The organism is Streptomyces sp. NPDC058240 (assembly GCF_042882135.1).
Lineage (GTDB): Bacteria > Actinomycetota > Actinomycetes > Streptomycetales > Streptomycetaceae > Streptomyces.
The window spans coordinates 22,814-42,294 of record NZ_JBHVWT010000034.1 but is presented as its reverse complement, the minus strand read 5'-3'; the positions used below and the strand labels follow the sequence as shown (position 1 = coordinate 42,294).

The following is a 19,481-nucleotide window of genomic DNA, read 5'->3' as shown; positions in this document are numbered from 1 at the left end:
CCGAGAGCAGAAGGGAACGCACCAGTGAGCGGTCGGACCACGCGCACCGGCAGAACAGCGCCCGCATTCCGCACCGGCCCCCACCCGGAGCCCGTTCCGCTGTCGTGCTCGCAGGAGCGGCTGTGGTTCCTGCTGCACCTCAACCGGGGCATGCGCGCCTATCAGTTCCAGGCGACCCTCGAACTCACCGGAACGCTCGACGCCGCCGCCCTCGCGAAAGCACTCACCGAGGTGGTCAGGCGCCACGAGGTCTACCGCACGACCTTCGCCGCCGGCCGCGAGGGACCGCGACAGATCGTCCACCCGCCGTTCCCCGTCGAGCTGCCCGTCGAGGACCTGCGCGACGCCGCCGACCCCGAGGAGGCCGCCCGCGCGGCGGTGCGCGAGGCCGTCCGCGTCGACCTCCCCTTCGACCGGCTCCCGCTGGTCGACTGGCGGCTCCTGCGCACCGGGCCCGACCGGCACGTCCTGCTCCACCTCGAACACCATCTGATCCACGACGGCTGGGGCTTCAACGTCTTCGTCGAGGAACTGTGCTCCCTGTACGGGGCCTACGCGCAGGGCCTGCCGTCACCGCTGCCCGAACCCGCGCTCCAGTTCGCCGACTACGCCGTCTGGCAGCGCGAGTGGCTCCGGTCGGCGGACGCCGAGCGACAACTGGCGTACTGGACACGCCAACTCGACGGCGTGCCGCCCTACTTCGACCTGCCCACCGACCGGCCGCGCACCGCGCGCCGCCGGTTCACCGGCGACACCCTGCGCGTCACCGTCCCGGCCCGCGTCGCCGACCAGGTCCGCGACCTCGCCAGGCGCGAACGCGTCTCCCTGTTCACGGTGATGCTCGCCGCCTTCCAGGTCCTGCTGCACGGCTGGTCCGGCAAGGACGACTTCTGTCTCGGGACCGGCATCGCGGGCCGCGGCCGCCCCGAGACCGAGAACCTCCTCGGCATGCTCGTGAACACCGTCGCGCTCCGCGCCGACCTCCGCGACGCCCCCACCTTCCAGGAACTGCTCACACGCGTTCGCGCGACCACGCTCGGCGCCGTCCAGCACCAGGAACTCCCCTTCGACCAGGTGGTCACCGCGCTGCGTCCGCCCCGCATCCCCGGCCGACAGCCCCTGTCCGAGGTCGCGTTCGCCTTCCACGACTCGCCGCTGGGCGCCGTGACGATGCCGGGACTCGACGTCGCGGTGACCGTCGGCGTCACCAACGGCAGCGCCAAGTTCGACCTCAGCGTCGTCGCGATCCCCCGCGCCGAGCAGGCGATCGGCAAGGGCGAGAACACCGAGCGGGACGTCGAGCTCATCTGGGAGTACGACCGCGAGCTGTTCGACGCCGAGACCGTCGCGCAGGCGGCCCGCCGCTACGAGGACCTCCTGGCCGCCGTGGCCGCCGACCCGCACCAGCGCCTCGCCACCCTGACCGCGCCACCGGAGGAACGATGACCGAGGACGACACCCTGTTCGCGGTGCGCGACGCCTGGGCCGAGACCCTGGCGCTCGACCCCGACGACGTACCGATCGACGTGGGCTTCTTCGACGCCGGCGGCAACTCGCTGCTCCTGGTGATGCTCTCCGAGCAGCTCGCGGACGTCGCCGGGCACCCGCTGCCCGTCGCGGACCTCTTCCAGCACCCGACCGTGCGCGCCCAGGCGGAGCTCCTCGCGGGTGGCCGGTGAGCAGCACCCTCTACGAGGTGTTCGCCGACACCGCCGAGCGCCGGCCGGACGCGCCGGCCGTCGAGCTGCCCGGTCGCACCCTCACCTACCGCGAGCTGGGACAGGCCGCCGACGCCCTCGCACAGCGGATCAGGGCCGTGCGGCCGACCGTCGCACGCGTCGGGCTGCTGGCCACCCGCAGCACGGTCGCCTTCGCCGGCTATCTGGCCACGCTCCGGCTCGGCGCGGCTGTCGTGCCCCTCAACCCCGAGCACCCCGACGACCGGCTCGCCCGCGTCCGGGAACAGGCCGCCGTGGACGTCGTCGTGGCCGACGCCGCCGCCGTGCGCGGCAGCGACCACGCCTGGGCGAACGGCCTCCCAGTCCTTTCGCTCACCGACGACGACGTCCTCGCCGCCGCACCGGACGGCACGCTGCCGCCGTACCGTCCCGACCCCGACGCCACCGCCTACGTCCTGTTCACCTCCGGCACCACCGGACGCCCCAAGGGCATGCCACTGCGGCACCGGCACGTCCTGCCCTTCGTCCGCGAGTGCCTCGCCCGGTACGAGGTCGGACCGGGATGCCGTATGTCGCACACCTTCGACCTGAGCTTCGACCCGTCCGTCTACGACCTCTTCGTCACCTGGGCCGGCGGCGCCGTCCTGGTCGTGCCCGGCCGCGGCGAGATGTTCAGCCCCGTCGACTACGCGGCGGGGCGCGCCCTGACCCACTGGTTCTCCGTGCCCTCCGCCATCTCCGTCAGCGCCCAGCTCGGCCGGCTGCCCACCGGGCCGACCACCGGGGCCACCCCGCCCGGCGCGATCACCGCCCTGCGCTACAGCGTCTTCGGCGGCGAGCAGTTCACCCTCGACCAGGCGCGCGCCTGGCACGCCGTCGCCCCCGGCTCCCGTATCGACAACGCCTACGGACCCAGCGAGGCCGCCGTCGCCTGCGCCGCCTACCGGCTGCCCCGCGACCCCGCCCACTGGCCCCGTACCTCCAACGGCACCGTCCCCATCGGCCAGGTCTTCGACCACCTGGAGCCGCTGCACGACGCGGGCACCGGTGAGCTGTGCGTACGCGGACCCCAGCGCTTCGACGGCTACGTGGACCCCCGCGACGACACCGGACGCTTCCACGGACCCGCGGACGGCGGACGCCCGGGGCCCGAGCACTTCTTCCGCACCGGCGACCGGGTCGGCGTCGAGGACGGCCGGCTCGTCCACCTGGGACGCCTCGACGACCAGGTGAAGATCCGCGGCCTGCGCGTGGAACCCGGCGACGTCGAGGCGACCCTGCGCCGACTGCCCCAGATCCACGACGTCGTCGTGACCGCCGTGCGCCGCGACGACATCGCCGAACTGGTCGCCTGCTACACCGGCGAGGCCGTACCGCCCCGCGACCTGGTCCGCGCCCTGCGCACGAGTCTCCCCGTCCATCTCGTGCCGCGGCGCTTCCTGCACCTGGCGACCCTGCCCCTCAATGCCAACGGCAAGACCGACCGGCAGGCGCTGCGGGCCCTCGCCGACCGGGCCGCGCGTGCCGGGATGCCCTGAACCCCCACCACCCCGGCCGACCGGGACCGGAGCGACCACCCGAACCAGTAACTGGAGGAGCTGACATGGGCCTGCTGCGTGGCGCCGCGACCCCCTACCCCGCGGACTCGACCATCCCCGAGCGCTTCGCCGAACAGACGCGGGCCCGCCCCGACGAGGTCGCCGTCGTGGACGGCGCGCACTCCCTCACGTACGCCGAACTCGACCGGCGCTCCGACCGGCTCGCCCACCTGCTGCGTGAGCGCGGCGTCGGCGACGAGACCCGGGTGGGCGTCCTCCTCGACAGCGGCCACGAGATGATCACCGCCCTCCTCGCCGTCCTCAAGGCCGGGGGCGCCTACGTCCCCGTCAACCCCGGATACCCACGCCGCCGCCAGGACGACATGCTGGCCGACGCGGGCGCGAGCGTCGTCGTGCGCGCGCAGGACGTCCGGGCGGCCGCCGCGCGGGACACGGACGGCGGCGTCGAGCCGGTGGCGGGGCCGCGCTCCCTCGCGTACGTCCTGTTCACCTCGGGGTCCACCGGCAGGCCCAAGGGCGTGATGATCGAGCACCGGTCCGTGCTGCGGCTCGTCTGCGGCGGCGACGTCGTCCCGCTCGGCCCCGACGAGCGGATCGCGCAGGTGGCCGACCCGTCCTTCGACGCCTTCACCTACGAGGTCTGGGGCGCCCTGCTCAACGGCGCCACCCTCGTCGTCGTCCCCCGCGAGGTGGTCCTCGCACCCGGCGAGCTGAAGCGGACGCTCGATACGCACCGCATCACCACCCTGATCCTCACCTCGGCCCTGTTCACCGAGGTCATGGCCGACCGGCCCGACAGCTTCGGCGGCCTGCGCAACCTCGTCGTGGGCGGCGACGTGCTCAACGTCGCCCGAGCCCGCCGGCTCACCTCCGGCGCGCCCGCCGACCGGCCCGACCGCTTCGTGAACGGCTACGGCCCCACCGAGACGACCGTCTTCGCGGTGCGCGGCCAGGTCGACACCGTCCCCGCCGACGCGACCGCCGTGCCCATCGGCGGACCCGTCGCGAACACCTCCTGCTACGTCCTCGACAAGGACCTCAAGCCGGTGCCCGACGGCACCACCGGCGAACTCTTCATCGGCGGCCCCGGCGTCGGCAGGGGCTACGTGGGACGTCCCGACGAGACCCGGGAACGCTTCCTGCCCGACCCCTTCGCCGACGAGGACCGAGCCGTGATGTACCGCACCGGCGACCTGGTCACCGCCCGCGCCGACGGCACCCTCGACTTCGTCGGCCGCGCCGACCACCAGGTCAAGATCCGCGGCTACCGCGTCGAGCCCGGCGAGGTGGAAGCCGTCCTCACCACCCACCCCGGCATCCGGCAGGCGGCGGTCACCGTGGACGAGTCCACCGGCGACCGGCGCCTGGTGGCTCATGTGGTGCCCGCCGCGACCGACGGCGCACCCGACGGACTGCGCGAGTTCCTCGCCGGCACGCTGCCCGAGTGGATGATCCCGGCCGCGTTCCTCGCCACGCCCCAACTGCCCCTGACCGTCGCCGGAAAGGTCGACCGCCTCGCTCTCCAGGCGCTGCCGGTGGCCGCCCCCGACGCCGGTGCCGAAGCACCCCGCACCGACCTCGAACGCCGCCTCGCGGCAACCACCGCCGACATCCTGGGCCTCGCGTCCGTCGGCCTGACCGACGACTTCTTCGCGCTCGGCGGGCACTCGCTGCTCGCCATGCGGCTGGTTTCCCGGGTCAACGACACGTTCGACGCGGATGTGGACCTCGGGGAGTTCCTCTACGACCCGACCGTGCTCAGGCTGGCCGCCGAGGTGTCCCGTGAGCGATGACCGCGAGGTCTCGCCCGCCCAGCGGAAGGTGTGGATACTCGACCGGTTCCGCCCGGGATCGGCCGTCTACACCGTCCCCCTGATCTACCGCGTCGACGGCGACCTGGACGTCGCGGCGCTCGACCGTGCCCTGAGCGAGGTGGTCCGCAGACACGAGGTGTTGCGGACCGTCTACCGGATGCGGGCGGGCGCCGTGCGTCAGGTCGTCCGTCCGGCCGGGACGGTGAACGTCCCTGTCGTGGACGTCTCGGGGCACGCGGACCCGGATGCCGAGGCGCGCCGCCGCGCCGACGCGGAGGGCAGGCAGCCGTTCGACCTGGCGGCAGGACCGGTCATCAGGCCTTTGCTCCTGCGCGCCGCCCCCGACCGGCATCTGCTGTGCCTGACCCTCCATCACATCGCCTGCGACGGCGGGTCGCTGCAGATCCTGGAGCACGAACTCTCCGTCTGCTACCGGGCGGCGCGACGGCGGGAGCCGTCCGGGCTCCGGCCCCTCGACGAGCAGTACGCCGACTTCGCCGCGTGGCAGGCGAGCCGGCTGACGCAGGCGAGGACCGGGCCGCTGGTCGAGCACTGGCGCACCCACCTCGCCGGACTCCCCGCCCCCGCGACCCTCCCGGCCGACCGCGAACGCCCCGCCGTCCAGGGGGTGTTCGGCGGACATGTGCGCTTCGCCGTCGAGCCGGCGGTGACCGACCGGACGGTGACGCTCGCCAAGGCGTGCCGGGCGACGCCGTTCGCCGTGCTGCTCGCGGTGTACGCGGCCCTCGTGCGGCTGCGCGGCGGCGGCGCCGATGTGGTGATCGGGGCGCCGGTGACGTCCCGGCAGCGCGAGAGCCACCACCGGATGATCGGCATGTTCGTGAACACGCTCGTCCACCGCGTCGACGTGTCGGGGCAGCCCACCTTCGAGGAGCTCGTGCACCGGGCCCGTGACGAGAGCCGCCGAGCGATGGCGCACCAGGCCGTGCCGTTCGACCTGCTCGTGGACGAGTTGAAGCCCGTACGCGACCCGGGCTTCAACCCCGTCTTCCAACTCATGCTGGGCTACCAGGAGGCCGCCCGTGAGAAGGGTGCTGGGGGTGGCCTCACGCTGTCCGGCTGCGCGGTGCGCGGGGAGTTCGGCGACACCGCGACGGCCAAGGTCGACCTCTCCCTGACCGTCACACGCTCGGGCGCGGGCTGCTCGGGGCGCCTTGAGTACAACACCGACCTCTTCGAGGCGGCGACAGCACGGGACATCGCCGAACAGTTCCGTACGATCCTCGCCGCGGGCACCGCCGATCCACAGTTCAGGCCGGGGGAGCCGGACAGGCTCTAGGCAGCGGTGCGCCGGAACTCGTAGAGCACGTACACCAACGACGTCAGGCCGCTGCCGTCGCCGCTGCGGGGGCCCGAGAAGTCCGCAGGGAGGGCGATCTCCTCCCTGCGGTACACGGACGCGGTGAACCCCGACCGCGCGGCCAGCTCGTGGAGGCGCTGCGGATTTCCGAGGGTCTCGCTGAAGCCCAGGAAGACGCGCGTGGTGTCGGACATGTGCTGTTCGAGGCCGGCGAAGAACGCGCCGTGCATCTTGTAGTCGGAATCGAAGGCCGCGTAGTCGATCTGGCTTCGGTAGTCGTGCCCGACCGGCGCCTCGACGAACGGTGAATTCCAGTAGATCAGGTCGAACGTCGTGCCCTCGTCGAGCCCGGAGAACAGATCGCTGGTCAGCGTGGTGACCTTGTCGCCCACACCGTGCCGCGTCGCGTTCAGCTCGGCCGTTTCGGCCGCCGCCGGATTGATGTCGAGGGCACAGACCCGCGAACAGCCCCGCATCGCCGCGATGACGGCCGTCACGCCGGCGCCGCAGCCGACTTCGAGGAAGCTGTCGACCTCCTCGTAGGGCAGCCAGGACGTGAAGAGCTTCGTGGCGACCGCGTTTCCCGGCCACACGTCGGGGAGCAGATGCCATTCGAGGTCGAAGACCGTGAAGGTGTCCTGCGGCGGACGCTCCCGGAAACGGGAGAGGTCCCACTGCCCCACGTCGTAACTGAACTCATTGAGCATGTGGACTCCTGTCGGGTCTCGCGGCCGGCCGGGCGCGCGTCACGAGCTCCGACGCGGCTCCAACGGATCATCCACGCCGCCGAAACCTCCGTCAACGGCGTTCCAGGCCGGTGTCGAACGGCTGAAAAGCGATCTGACGGGCAGTGAAATGATCTTCCGTGGAAGGTGGGGCCGGAGATCGGCCGCGAACATGAAATCCGTGTGTATGCGGAGCGAAAGACTTCGTTCCGTGCCAAAGCCCAAGGGTGGCCCGAGCCCCGTCCACCGGGCTACTGGCGTTCGCCGTCTCCTGGGCTGAGCTGCTGCATCCGGTCCACTCCTGACATGGGTCCGCGACTGCGCGTATGGGCCAGGCCCTGCCACCGCGCCGCGATGTCCGCGGTGCCCACGGGGAGATCGAACTGGTCGAGGATCCGCATGACGATGTGGTCCACGAGGTCGCTGATGCCGTTCGGGATGTCGTAGAAGGCCGGCATCGGGGGGACGATGCGGACTCCCATGCGGGAAAGGGCGAGCATGTTCTCCAGATGGATCTCGTTGAGCGGTGTTTCCCGGGGGACGAGGACCAGCGGACGGCGTTCCTTGAGTGTGACGTCGGCTGCGCGGGCGATCAGGTTGTCGGCCAGGCCATGCCGTACCGCCGCAAGCGTCTTCATGCTGCACGGGACGATGACCATGCCCGTGACCGGAAAGGAGCCGGACGAGATCGTGGCGCCCAGATCGCCGAACTTGTGTGTCACATCGGCGAGTTCGGCGCAGTGCCTGCTGGTGCAGGACGTCTCCACCTCGATGGTGGAGCGGGCCCAGGTGCTCAGCACCAGATGGGTTTCCACCTGCGGCACCTCCCGCAGGATCTCCAGCAGGCGGACAGCGATCGGGGCCCCGGTGGCGCCGGTGACTCCGACGATGAGGCGGGTGGGGGAAACGGTTGTCACGGCGGGCTCCTGTTGCGGCGGAAGAGGACGGACTGGGGGGAGGGGGCGCGCCGCCCCCTCCCTTGCGGTGCCGGGCTACATCGACAGGACGCCCGCCCAGCGCTCACGCAGCTCGTCGCGGGTCGTCTCGTCGACGCGGTTGGCTGCCGGGTACTGGTCCTTCCATGCGAACGGCTTGCACGCGTCGATCAGCACGATGCCCATCGACAGGTCGCCGGCGGCGCGCTTGTCGGGCGACAGCCGCGGGTCGATGGCGGTGGTGGGCGCGCGCAGCACCTGGATGGACTCGGACGGGTCGACGCGGGTGAACATCGCCCACAGGACGTGGTTGACGTCGGTGATGTCGATGTCCTCGTCGACCACGACGAAGTACCGCTCCATGCCGCCGGTGCGCTTGCGCCCGGCCGCCGCGAGCAGTGCGTGCATGGCGTCGCCCGCGCCGGTCTGCTCGATGGAGACGACCATCATGAGCTGGCGGGCGTAGGCCCACACGCCCTTGATGTTCTGGACGCCGGAGGCCTCCAGATGATCCCAGGTCACCGATGCCGAGTACAGCGGGACGGCCTGGTCACCGGCCGGGACGGTCGGGAGCATCGGCGGGGCGCCCAGGATGATCGGGTCGTTCCGGTGCATGATCCGGTCGACCCGGACCACGGTCTCCTGGCCCGAGTGCGTGTAGTAGCCGGTCCACTCCCCGAAGGGTCCCTCCAGCACGGACTCCTCCTCGACCGGCGGCAGTTCGCCCTGGATCACGATCTCCGCGTACGCCGGGACCGGAAGGTCGCTGCCCGGTGCGTACAGGACCTCGACACCCTGCCCGCGGAGTCCGCCCGCCAGGTCGTACTCCGACATCCCGGACGGTGCGGCGATCGCCGCGGCGGTCGACAGGATCGGGTCCTGGCCCACCACCACCGCGATCGGGCAGGTCCGGCCACGCTTCCAGTACTTCTCGGCAATCGCCTTGGCGTGCCGGTTGCCGAGCATCCACAACGAGAGCCGGTCCGGGCCCTGGACACAGGCCCGGTAGGTGCCGACATTGACCCAGCCGCTGTCGGGGTCGCGGGTGATGACCATGCAAGCGGTGCCGATGTAGCGGCCGCCGTCCCCGTCGTGCCACTGCGGCGTGGGGAAGATGCCGAGATCCACGTCGTCGCCGACCAGGACGTTCTCCAGGACCGGGCCCGTGGCGACCTCCACCGGAGGGATGGGTTCGAGCTGCTTGCTCAGGTCCTTCCAGGCCCGCACGATGTCGAGCTTCGGGGTGTCGTGGGGCAGCCCGAGCGCCACTGCGGTCCGGGCAGCGGTCCCCATGAAGTTGGTGAACACACGGTGCCCCGCCGGGTAGCCGGGGATGTTGTCGAACATCAGCGCGGGGCCTTCCTTCTCCGCCATCAGTTCGGTGATACCGCCGATGTCCAGGTCCCGGTCCGCGCCGTCGATCCGGAGGACCTCGTCCTTCCCGAGCGTCTCCGTCATGTGGTCGATGTAGTGCCGAAGGTCACGGAATGCGTTCATGTGTCGTCGGGGAGCCGGGCAGTACACCCGTGCCTCCCGTCCTCCTCTTCTCTTGCGTGACGGCGGCGGCTGCGCATGGAGCAGTTGCCCACAGGGGGCAGCTTCGCGAGGGCAGTCACCGCGCGGGCCTGCATCGCCAGGATCCGGACCGGCCCGGACCGGGTGCAACGAGCCCGGACACGGATGCCGGATATTGCGCAAGTTAGAGTCTGGATGCGTGGAATGCATCGATCTCCAGCTCATTCATGCACTACAGATTGATGGTCGCGCACCACTGCGCCGGATTGCCTCAGTACTGGGCATCTCCGACCAGATGGTCGCCCGCCGCTACGCCCGGCTGCGCGAGACGGCCGGGCTCCGAGTCGTGGGCCGACTCAATCCCCGCCCCGTCGGGCAGACCGTGTGGGCACTTCGGCTGCAGTGCGTCCCCAGCGCCTCGCTCGGCCTGGCCCAGGCACTGGCCGAGCGCGAGGACACGCGATGGGTACAGCTCGCCTCCGGCGGAACCGAGATCATCTGCCACCTCGCAGTGCACAGCGACAGCGACCGGGACGCGCTGCTGATGGACAGGCTCCCTTCGAGCCGCCGGGTCAGCTCGATCACCGCGCACCGCATGCTGAGGCTGTTCAAGGGCGGCCCGACCACCTGGGACGGTCCCACTTCCGCGCTGAGCCGGGAACAGATGGACGCACTCGCGCCCTCCTACCCGACCCCTCACTCCCAGGCGGCGCCGGTCGAACTCACCGATCTCGACCACGTCCTGCTCGCCGCGCTGAACCGCGACGGCCGCGCGCCGCACGCCGCGCTGGCCGTCGAGGCCCGCTGCCACGAGTCGACGGTGCGCCGCCGCATCGCGCACCTGCGCACGGCCGGAGCACTCTTCTTCGTGCTGGACGTGGACGAGCGTCTACTGGGCAACCCGGACGGCACCGCCATCTGGATGTCGGTGCAGCCCTCGCAGCTCGCCGCCGCCGGCGCCGCGCTGGCGGGCCACCCCGAAGTGGCGTACGCCGCCGCCACCACGGGGCGGACCAACCTCCTGGCCAACGTCCTCTGCTCCGACGACGAGTCCCTCTACGCGTACCTCTCCGACCGCATCGGTGCTCTCCTGGGCGTCGACACGGTCGAGACCGCCCCGATCATCCGCACCCTCAAGCGCGACGGCGCCGTCGCACGCAACCACGGCCTCGGGATCGGTGCGCGCCGTTGACCGTGTGTCCGGGGTCCCCGGCACCCCGACGCGTTGACCCCCCAGCGACGTGAAGGCACGCGTCCACAGCACGAAGGGCACCCGCCGGGGCGGGTCACCCGTGCCGGGAGTATCGCGCTGTGCGCCGTGAAGACCAGGGAGGCAGGCTGACTCCGTCCGCCGCGATGGTTGGAAGGACCGGGGGCGTGTGTCAGGCCCGCAGAAAGGCAAGGACTGCCAGCACCCGCCGGTGGCCCTCGGTATCCACGGGCAGGTCCAGCTTGGCGAATATGTTGCCGATGTGCTTGTTGACGGCCGCCTCGCTGATGAACAGGTGTGCCGCGAGGCCGGCGTTGGTGCGGCCCTCCGCTATCAGCCCGAGCACCTCGCGCTCCCGAGGGCTCAGCCGCTCCAGCGGGTCCTGGCGCAGCCGGACCAGCTGGTGGATGACCTCCGGGTCCACCACCGCTCCGCCGGCGGCGACTCGTTCGATCGCGGCCACGAAGTCGGTCACCGCGCTCACCCGCTCCTTGAGGAGGTAGCCCACACCCGCCCCGCCGCCCGAGTCGAGCAGGCGAAGGGCGTAGGAGCGTTCGACGTACTGGCTGAGGACGAGCACGGGCAGGCCGGGGAACTCCTCGCGCAGCCTCACCGCGGACCGCAGCCCGTCGTCACTGAGCGACGGCGGCATCCGTACGTCGGTGACGATCAGGTCGGGACGGTCGGCGCGTACCGCCTCGACCAGGGCGTCGGCGTCCCCGACGGCTGCCACCACCTCGTGGCCGACCCGTTCCAACAGCCCGACCAGGCCCTCGCGCAACAGAACGGCGTCCTCGGCCACGATCAGGCGAAGCGACACGGAACCTCCACATGCAGCAGGGTGGGACCACCGGCAGGACTCGACACGCGCATCCGGCCGTCGAGCGCCGTGACGCGGTCCGCGAGCCCGGTCACGCCGCTGCCCGCTTCCGGGGCGACCCCGCCGTGACCGTCGTCCGTGATGTCGAGGATCAACAGATCGGAATGGTACCGGCCCCGTACCTGCGCGGTCGTGGCCCCGCTGTGTCTGGCGATGTTCGTCATGGCCTCGTTGATCAGGTAGTACATGGTCGTTTCCAGCTTCCTGGGCAGCCGCTCGGGCAGCCGCAGGTCCACCGTCACCGGGATCGGGAACCGGCCCGCGTAGTCCTCGATCGCCGCGACCAGTCCGTGATCGGCCAGCACGGGCGGGTTCAAGCCCCGGATCAAGGACCGCAACTCCTGGTGGGCGGTGGAGAGCTGACTCTCCGCCCGGGTGAGCAGCTCGGCCTGCGGGGAGCCTTCCCGGGTCTCCAGGCGCAGCAGTCCCAGGGTCATCCCCAACGAGACGAGCCGCTGCTGTGCCCCGTCGTGCAGATCGCGCTCGATACGCACCCGCTCGGCGTCGAAGGAGTCGAGCAGCCGCGACTGCGAGGCGCGCACCTCGCGCAGTTCCTCCCCGAGCTCCCGGTCGCGCGGGGCGAGGAAGGAACGTGTCATGGCGGCACGCGCGCCCGCCCACGAGGTCACGGTGTAGGGCGAGGCGAGCAGCACGATCCCTCCGAACACCGCCCAGGGCCAGGTCGTGCTGTCCAGCGAGGCGAAGGTCAGGGCGGGCACGCCGAAGGAGAAGCCGAGGACCAGCAGGTCCAGCCACCACAGCGCCGCCGCCGACAGCAGCGTGAACATCAGCTCCCGCCACGTCACCTGCTCCTTGAGCCGGGTGGCCACCCATGCGCGCAGACCGGGCCCGTCCGGGGCCTTGTGCGGGTCGGGCAGCTGGTCGAGGTCCACCAGCCGCAGTCGGCGGCGCTCCACCGTGGCCACCACGGTGGCGGCCAGTACCGTGCCGACCAGGGGCGCCACACCGATCAGCACGATCAGCAGGGCGAGCCCGGCGGCCAGGCCCGCGGCGAGGACCAGCATGGCCGCGGCGCCGACCACGACGCCCCCGCTCAGATAGGCCAGCGACCGCCAGGGCCAACTCGAGGTCAGGAAGCTCAAGGGACCCTGAGCCATGGCCTGCCAGGCGGTTGTGGGACGCATGGAGCCACCGTAGTACGGCCCGTTCGGGCGCCGCGGTAGAGCTGCCTCTACCTCCGAGGTAGAGCGCGGACCAGTGCTCCGGGTACCTCCTGAGCAGTGGAATCGCCCTATGACGACAACGAGGCACACCCTGACGACCACGAGGCAGCCCCCCGTACAGGACGCGGTCGAACTCCACGGCGTGCGCAAGGTCCACGGCGCGGACGGCCGCCGGGTGACCGCGCTGGACGGCATCTCCATCGCCTTCCCCCGTGGCACCTTCACTGCGATCATGGGCCCCTCCGGTTCCGGCAAGTCGACACTGCTGCAGTGCGCGGCCGGGCTGGAGCATCCGACCGACGGGCGGATCGTCCTCGGCGGCGTGGACATCGGCCGGCAGAACGAGAGGGAGCGCACCGAGTTCCGCCGCGACCACGTCGGATTCGTCTTCCAGGCCTTCAACCTGGTGGAGTCCCTGACGGCGGCCCGGAACGTGGAACTGCCGTTCCGGTTCGCCGGCCGCAGGGTCGGCCGCGAGCAGGTCGCGAACGCGCTCTCCGCGGTCGGTCTGGCCGATCGCGCCGGGCACCGCCCCAGCGAGCTCTCCGGCGGACAGCAGCAGCGCGTCGCCCTCGCCAGGGCCCTCGTCACCCGCCCCGACGTCCTCTTCGCGGACGAGCCCACCGGCGCCCTGGACACCGTCACCTCCCGCGAGGTGCTGCGCATGATGCGGATGCTGGTGGACCGCGAGGGCCAGACCACCCTGATGGTCACCCACGACCCGGTGGCGGCGGCCGTGGCCGACGTCGTCGTCTTCCTCAAGGACGGCCGGATCGCCGACCGCATGCCGCTCGGCCGGCACGCCGACGGCTCCGACGCCACCGCGATCGCCACCCGCATGGCCCGGCTGGAGGCGTGATGCTGATCCTCGCGAACGTACGTGAACGCTGGTCCGGATTCCTCGGGGCCTTCATCGCCGTCCTCGTCGGCGTCGGCCTCATCACCACCACTCTGGTCATCTACGACTCCGCCCGCCCCGACGTCCAGCCCCGATACGCCGGCGCCGCCGCCCTGGCCCTGCCCGAGCAGGCCGTCGACGCCGACGGCAGCCCCGAGGACCGGATGCCATGGAGCAAGTCCGAGGCAGAGCCGCTGCTGGGCGGCCTCGGCAGGGTTCCGGGCGTGACCGAGGCCGTGGTGGACCGCTCCTTCTACGCCCAGGCGATCCGCGACGGCGAGCCCGTCGCCGACGAGGGCGCCTCGGTGTCGGGGCACGGCTGGGGCAGCACGCGGATGGCGCCCTACGAGCTGGTCTCCGGCCGGGCCCCGAGCGGCGCGAACGAGGTCGTGGCGGACCGCGGCCTGGGCGCGGCCGTGGGCAGCGAACTGACCGTCAACATCACCGATGGCCGCGAGCGGTTCACCGTCGTCGGCACGGTGGACGGCCCCGGCTACTACTTCAGCGAGGCCTTCGCCGCGCGGCAGCAGCCCGGTGTCGGCGCCATCGCCCTGATCGCCGACGAGGGAGCCGACACCGGCGCGATCGTCACCGCCGCCCGGAAGCTGCTCGGCGACAGGGGCAGCGTGGTCTCCGGCGACGGCCGGGCCGAGCTCCAGCCCGCGTACATCGAGCACAAGCGCTTCCTGGGTGTCCAGCTCATCGGCGCCATGGCCGTCCTCGGCCTGTTCACCACGGTGTTCGTGGTCGCCTCCATGCTGGTCCTGGCGACCGGGATGCGCCGCCGCGAGATCGGCCTGCTGCGCGCCATCGGTGCCGCCCCCGCCCAGATCCGCCGCATGATCCTCGGCGAGGCCGCCGTCGTCGGCCTGCTCGGCTCGATCGCCGGCTCCGTCGTCGGCGTGGCAGCCACCCCGCTGCTGCGCTCCGTCCTCGACGGACTGGACGTGACCCCGCCGGGCATGGAGGTCACCGTCGCCGCCTGGCCGCTGCTCACCGCCTCCGCGATCGGTGTCGGGGTCAGTGTGATCGGCGCCTGGACCGCCGGCCGCAAGGCCGCCCGGGTGGCCCCCATCGAGGCGCTGCTGGACAGCCGCGCCGCCAACAAGGGTATGGGCCACGGACGTTGGATCGCCGGCCTCGCCGTCCTCGGCCTCGGCGTACTCCTCGCCATCGGCACCGCCACCTCCAGTGCCGACAACCGCATCAACATGGCGATCTTCGCCACCATGACACTGATCGTCGCGGCGGCCCTGCTGACGCCCGTGTTCATCGGGCCGGTCGGCCGGTTCCTGACCGCTCCGTTCCAGCGCGGCGGCTCGGCCGGGCCGGTCCTGATCCGGGCCGAGCTGATCGCCAACCCCCGCCGTGCCGCATCGCTGGTGGCCCCGGTGATCGCAGCCGTCGGCTTCGCGGTCCTGCTCAGCGGCATGGTGGAGACCATGCGGGTGGCCTACCCGGCGGGCGAGGCGCTCAAGGTCGCGGGCCAGACCATCGTTACGCCGGACGGCACCCCCGGCAACACCGACGAGGTGGTCGCCGCCAACCCGGTGGGCAAGGCGGCCCTGCCGACCCGCGCCTTCGTGGTCAAGGGCCCGGACCACTCGGACAGCGCCACCGTCCTGGACGTCCTGGGCACCCGGGACCCGCGGTGGAACAAGCCGGGCGAGGCCGTACTCGGCGAGCGCACCGCCAAGGTCCTGGGCCTGCGCAAGGGCCGACCCGTGACGGTCCGGTTCGCCGACGGCATCCTCGTCCCCCTGCGCGTCGGGGCGGTCCTGCCCGACGACCCGGCCCGCGGTGACTTCGTGGTCGCCCGTGAACTGGTCCGGGCCCACGACCCGGCCGCGCTCACCGACGACATCTTCGTCCCCGGTGATGCCGAAGCCACCGACGCGGTCCCCGGCACAGCCCTGCACGACGCCGCCGAGTACGCCCTCGCCGACTACAACACCGACGCCGAACTCACCGACAGCCTCGCCACCATGCTCATCGTGATCGCCGTCGGCTACAGCGTCGTCGCCGTCGCCAACAGCATGGCCATGGCCGCCCACGGACGGCGCCGCGACTTCGCGGTGATGAAGTCCGCCGGCGGCACGGTCCGCCAGCTGCTCCTCCTCGCGGCCGGTGAGTCCGCCCTGGTCGTCGCGATCGGCGCCGCGCTCGGTGTCGTGGTGACGCTGCCGCCGCTGGCGGGCTTGGCCTCCGGTCTCTCGCAGGCCACCTCGTCCGATGTGAGCCTGCACCTGAACACCGGTGCCATCACCACCGCCGTCCTCGGCACCCTGCTGGCCGCCGTGCCGGCCGGGATCGCGGTCACCGCGAAGACGGTGCGCAGGCGGGCGGCGTAGAGCCGATTCGATCTCCATCGGCCGACTGACTCAGGGGGACAGGCTGCCGTCCGTACGCCAGCTCGCTTCCAGACCTCGGGCGGGCCAACAACACCGTTGTGCGGGCCTACCGCGAACTGGAGACCGCGGGTCTGGTGAAGAGCCGCCGAGGTTCTGGAACCCAGGTCATCGCCCCTGAGGCCACGACCGACATCAAAGCGAAGCTCGCGGAACACGCGAGCAGTTGCGCTGCCGCCGCCAGGCAGCTCCATCCACTGACGAGGAAACCCTCGCGGCGATCCGGCATGCTCTCGCATGCCGCGACACACCATGACCCCGAAGAGAACCACTCCGCGCCGCCGGCTGTCTCTCGTCTCATCGTGCGTCGCTGCCTCCTGTCTTGACGGCGGCGTCCAGGCGCGGCTCGACGGCCCTCTCGTTGCCGCCCTCGTTCTTTGGTTGCGACACGTCGTCGATGCCCGGGTGGCGGCGGGCCGACACGACAAGACAGGCGATGGCGCCAAGGAAGACCACGACAGAGGTCCAGTTGTTCAGGCGCAGGCCGAGGAACGTGTGGGACTCGTCGATGCGCAGGTACTCGGTCCAGAACCGGCCGGCCGTGTAGGCGGCGACGTACAGGCAGAGGGTCCTGCCGTGACCGAGCGCGAACCGGCGGGCCGCCCAGAGAACCAGTGCGGCGACGCCGATGTCCCAGAGGGACTCGTAGAGGAAGGTGGGGTGGTACGTCGCGATGTCGAGCATGCCGGACGGACGGTGCGCACGGTCGATCTCCAGGCCCCAGGGGAGCGTGGTGGGGCGGCCGTAGAGTTCCTGGTTGAACCAGTTGCCCCAGCGACCGATCGCCTGGGCCAGGGCTATGCCAGGGGCGACCGCGTCCGCGTAGGCGGGGAAGGGGACGCGGCGGTGACGGCAGCCGATCCACGCGCCGACCCCGCCCAGGGCGATGGCGCCCCAGATGCCGAGCCCGCCCTCCCACACGTACAGGGCTCGGATCGGCTCGCCGTGTTCGCCGAAGTACGCGTCGGGGCTGGTGATCACGTGGTACAGCCGTCCACCGGCGAGGCCGAATGGCACTGCCCGGATGGTGACGTCCGCGATGACGCCCTGATCCCCGCCCCTCTCGACCCAGCGTCGGTTGCCGAGCCAGACGGCCACGAACACGCCCAGGATGATGCAGAAGGCGTACGCCCTCAATGGCACGGGGCCGAGGTGAAGGACCCCGGTCGAAGGACTGGGAAGGTAAGCGAGATCCATGGTCGCTCCGTAGAAGTCTCAGTCGATCGGAAGCCCGGCTGGTGATGGTGCACTGTGCGGCGGGCCCCACCCGTGACTCGGGCCGCTTCCCGGCGAGTTGCCGATGAGGTGCCGGTGCCCGGCCGGTCCGGGTCCCGGAACTCCGGGCTCAGGCACGGCGCTTGAGGGCTGCGCCGAGTACGGAGATCCAGATCAGCAACAAGGGCAGAGAAATGAATGCCGCAGGGGTCAAGGCCGTGGACAGAAGCAGGTAACCGATGCCGGACACGGTGATCGTGGCGGCGAGGACCCAGCCCACGACGACCTCCCAACGCCGCAGCAGTGTGCCGTGCCGGGAGGCTGCACAGGCAGCCGCGGCGAGCACGGCGAGCGCGAACATCTTGGCACCGTCCGTACGCTGGACCGCCTCGAACAGAGAGCCGGTCCTGCCCGGTGACGCTGGATCAGCTCCACGTACTGCGACCAGTTCCAGGACGAGTTGCACGAATGCGAGCACCCCCGCGACCCTCCCCGCCCATCCGGCCGAGCGAGCCGCAGTGCTGCTGGTACGGCGGGCCCGGTCGAGGAGTCCGGATCCGACGACCACCAGGCAGACAGCCGCCACACCGTGAACGAGCAGTGCCTGGGCGACCGTCTGGACCGGCCGGTCGGCGTACGCGGTCATGATTTTGGCCGGTGTGTCACCGACTTCGGGTGTGGTTCCCCATGCGGCGGCGAGGCCGAGAACCCATCCCACGGCGTGCGTGTACCCGGCGGCGCGGGCGGAGGTGCCGGTAACGGGTTCCTTGGCGATGGTGGTCATGCGTTGTCTCCCCCGGTCTTGGTCCGGATTGCCTGGGCGAACGCCTCGCAGCCGGTGCGCCAAGCGGAGTCCAGGTCCGCGCCGGCCGGGAAGCGGCCGTCGAGTTCGAGCACGACCATCCCGTGCGCGAATGCCCAGAACGAGCGCGCGACGTCACTGTCGCCGTGCACCGCGTGGGCCAGCGGCATCGCCGCGCGATCTTCGAGTCCCTCGGGGAGCGAGGTGCGGGCGAGCGGACGATTATGGGTGATGCGGTAGAGGTGCGGGCTGGCGAGAGCGTGCCGCCGGTAGGCGCGGGCGAGCACACACAGGGGCGGTTCGACGCCGATCTCGGCCACGGCGGCCTCCAGGTCCTCCGCCAACTGGATCATCCCCTGCGTCTGGAGCCCGGCCTCGACAGCTGCCTTGTCAGGAAAGTGCTTGTACAAGGAAGGCGCCCGGATACCGACACGCTCGGCGATGCGCCGCATCGACAACGCATCCGGCCCCTCGGCGTCGAGCAGTTCCCGGGCGGCGGCCATGATCTGCTGCACGCGGTCAGCCACGGCGGGCCGTCCGCGCGATCGGGATGCCGGTGGGCCGTCCGGATCCGGAAGCCGGCATCCGAACAGTGGGCGGGACCCGGGACGAGGCGAGCCCGGGACACCGGATTCCCGCGGTGCGCTTCGCGGTGTTCGGTGGGAACGGGCCCTGCCCGGCGAGGAACAGGAGCGCGGCGACGGCCGGCGGTCGGTGCTCTTCCCCGGAGGCCGCCAATGGCCCGGAGGGGAGCGCTGGTGCCTCCCACGTACCCCGGAGGGGCTGGGTCGGGACACTGCCGCACGGGGTGCTGCTGACTGGGGCGGTGTTCACTGCGGCCCTCTCGCGTTGCCACTGACCGACAATGGCTAACGGTGTTAGCCACGTGGTGTCACGTTAGGGCTAACGGTGTTAGCCGTCAAGGTCGGAGGGTGTCGGACTCCGGCCGGTCGAGCCCTAACGGCAAGGCCTGCTCAGGGAGTTCGCACCCGGTCGGTCCGGTTCGACGCACGGCACCGTGCCGCGGCGTGCAGGGAGCGGCGTTCGCGGATGGCGGGCGAGGGATGGCCCGTACCAGCGGGGTGTCGCGCCGCACTGGACGCCCGGAAGCGGTTCTCCGCGCCGCGGTTGGCGACCAGGTCCTGGGTCGTCATCGCCAACCAGTCCGGCTCCGGCGGCCGCTGTCCAACGGTGGCCTCGCTCATGGTCGCTCCTTGCGACATGATTTCGCTGCCTGAGGTATCGACCGGATGGGCAGGACCGGCGAGCCGATGGTCGATGCCGGCGTCGACGCACTGATCGACATGGTTCGGCCGCACTGCGCTGACGGCCCCGG

The 19,481-nt window shown here is 71.5% G+C and carries 17 protein-coding genes; 8 read left to right on the top strand and 9 right to left on the bottom strand.

What is annotated here, in order from left to right; translation table 11 throughout:
- Window positions 1-24 precede the first annotated feature (24 nt).
- The 5 genes from ACFVX4_RS32415 to ACFVX4_RS32395 all read left to right on the top strand — a co-directional run bounded on the left by ACFVX4_RS32415 (window position 25) and on the right by ACFVX4_RS32395 (window position 6,352).
- Window positions 25-1,446 (top strand): condensation domain-containing protein, encoded by a 1,422-nt coding sequence (locus ACFVX4_RS32415; protein ID WP_389984171.1) that lies wholly within the window; start codon window positions 25-27, stop codon window positions 1,444-1,446.
- On the top strand, window positions 1,443-1,679 hold the full coding sequence (locus ACFVX4_RS32410) for an acyl carrier protein (RefSeq protein ID WP_331748334.1): 237 nt from the start codon (window positions 1,443-1,445) through the stop codon (window positions 1,677-1,679). The genes ACFVX4_RS32415 and ACFVX4_RS32410 overlap by 4 nt, the downstream gene beginning before the upstream one ends.
- The gene (locus ACFVX4_RS32405; RefSeq protein ID WP_389984168.1) at window positions 1,676-3,217 is read left to right on the top strand and encodes an AMP-binding protein; all 1,542 of its coding nucleotides are present in this window, start codon (window positions 1,676-1,678) and stop codon (window positions 3,215-3,217) included. The genes ACFVX4_RS32410 and ACFVX4_RS32405 overlap by 4 nt, the downstream gene beginning before the upstream one ends.
- A gap of 65 nt (window positions 3,218-3,282) precedes the next feature.
- Entirely contained in the window at window positions 3,283-5,031 is a 1,749-nt protein-coding gene (locus ACFVX4_RS32400) for an amino acid adenylation domain-containing protein (RefSeq protein ID WP_389984165.1), read from the top strand.
- Window positions 5,021-6,352 carry a condensation domain-containing protein gene (locus ACFVX4_RS32395; RefSeq protein ID WP_389984162.1) on the top strand — a complete coding sequence of 444 codons (1,332 nt, stop codon included), beginning with the start codon at window positions 5,021-5,023 and terminating at the stop codon, window positions 6,350-6,352. Before ACFVX4_RS32400 ends, ACFVX4_RS32395 begins: the two co-directional genes overlap by 11 nt.
- Here the strand turns inward: ACFVX4_RS32395 and ACFVX4_RS32390 are convergent.
- From ACFVX4_RS32390 to ACFVX4_RS32380, 3 genes are all read right to left on the bottom strand, one after another.
- Window positions 6,349-7,080 carry a methyltransferase gene (locus ACFVX4_RS32390; RefSeq protein WP_389984159.1) on the bottom strand — a complete coding sequence of 244 codons (732 nt, stop codon included), beginning with the start codon at window positions 7,078-7,080 and terminating at the stop codon, window positions 6,349-6,351. The genes ACFVX4_RS32395 and ACFVX4_RS32390 overlap by 4 nt on opposite strands.
- A 269-nt stretch (window positions 7,081-7,349) precedes the next feature.
- The gene (locus tag ACFVX4_RS32385) at window positions 7,350-8,015 is read right to left on the bottom strand and encodes a UbiX family flavin prenyltransferase (protein WP_389984156.1); all 666 of its coding nucleotides are present in this window, start codon (window positions 8,013-8,015) and stop codon (window positions 7,350-7,352) included.
- 75 nt (window positions 8,016-8,090) lie between these two features.
- Entirely contained in the window at window positions 8,091-9,530 is a 1,440-nt protein-coding gene (locus ACFVX4_RS32380) for a UbiD family decarboxylase (protein WP_389984154.1), read from the bottom strand.
- A gap of 217 nt (window positions 9,531-9,747) precedes the next feature.
- Between ACFVX4_RS32380 and ACFVX4_RS32375 the strand changes: the two genes are divergently transcribed.
- On the top strand, window positions 9,748-10,740 hold the full coding sequence (locus ACFVX4_RS32375) for an Lrp/AsnC family transcriptional regulator (protein WP_389984151.1): 993 nt from the start codon (window positions 9,748-9,750) through the stop codon (window positions 10,738-10,740).
- A gap of 190 nt (window positions 10,741-10,930) precedes the next feature.
- Here ACFVX4_RS32375 and ACFVX4_RS32370 read toward each other — a convergent pair whose 3' ends face one another.
- Window positions 10,931-11,563, bottom strand: coding sequence for a response regulator (locus tag ACFVX4_RS32370; protein ID WP_389984253.1), 633 nt, complete (start codon window positions 11,561-11,563; stop codon window positions 10,931-10,933).
- Complete coding sequence (locus tag ACFVX4_RS32365) at window positions 11,563-12,783, bottom strand: sensor histidine kinase (RefSeq protein WP_389984148.1); 1,221 nt, start codon at window positions 12,781-12,783, stop codon at window positions 11,563-11,565. Before ACFVX4_RS32365 ends, ACFVX4_RS32370 begins: the two co-directional genes overlap by 1 nt.
- A gap of 109 nt (window positions 12,784-12,892) precedes the next feature.
- Here ACFVX4_RS32365 and ACFVX4_RS32360 point away from each other — a divergent pair, with 109 nt between their 5' ends.
- Window positions 12,893-13,681 (top strand): ABC transporter ATP-binding protein, encoded by a 789-nt coding sequence (locus ACFVX4_RS32360; protein ID WP_389984145.1) that lies wholly within the window; start codon window positions 12,893-12,895, stop codon window positions 13,679-13,681.
- Window positions 13,681-16,071 carry an ABC transporter permease gene (locus ACFVX4_RS32355; protein WP_389984142.1) on the top strand — a complete coding sequence of 797 codons (2,391 nt, stop codon included), beginning with the start codon at window positions 13,681-13,683 and terminating at the stop codon, window positions 16,069-16,071. The genes ACFVX4_RS32360 and ACFVX4_RS32355 overlap by 1 nt, the downstream gene beginning before the upstream one ends.
- 354 nt (window positions 16,072-16,425) lie before the next feature.
- Here the strand turns inward: ACFVX4_RS32355 and lgt are convergent, their stop codons facing one another.
- The 4 genes from lgt to ACFVX4_RS32335 form a co-directional block, all read right to left on the bottom strand.
- Window positions 16,426-17,325 (bottom strand): prolipoprotein diacylglyceryl transferase, encoded by a 900-nt coding sequence (gene lgt, locus ACFVX4_RS32350; protein ID WP_389984139.1) that lies wholly within the window; start codon window positions 17,323-17,325, stop codon window positions 16,426-16,428.
- A gap of 148 nt (window positions 17,326-17,473) precedes the next feature.
- Window positions 17,474-18,127 carry a hypothetical protein gene (locus ACFVX4_RS32345; RefSeq protein ID WP_389984132.1) on the bottom strand — a complete coding sequence of 218 codons (654 nt, stop codon included), beginning with the start codon at window positions 18,125-18,127 and terminating at the stop codon, window positions 17,474-17,476.
- Window positions 18,124-18,648, bottom strand: a complete 525-nt coding sequence (locus tag ACFVX4_RS32340; RefSeq protein ID WP_389984250.1) for a TetR/AcrR family transcriptional regulator — start codon at window positions 18,646-18,648, stop codon at window positions 18,124-18,126. Before ACFVX4_RS32340 ends, ACFVX4_RS32345 begins: the two co-directional genes overlap by 4 nt.
- Before the next feature lie 471 nt (window positions 18,649-19,119).
- Window positions 19,120-19,350 carry a hypothetical protein gene (locus tag ACFVX4_RS32335; protein WP_389984129.1) on the bottom strand — a complete coding sequence of 77 codons (231 nt, stop codon included), beginning with the start codon at window positions 19,348-19,350 and terminating at the stop codon, window positions 19,120-19,122.
- Window positions 19,351-19,481: the final 131 nt, after the last annotated feature.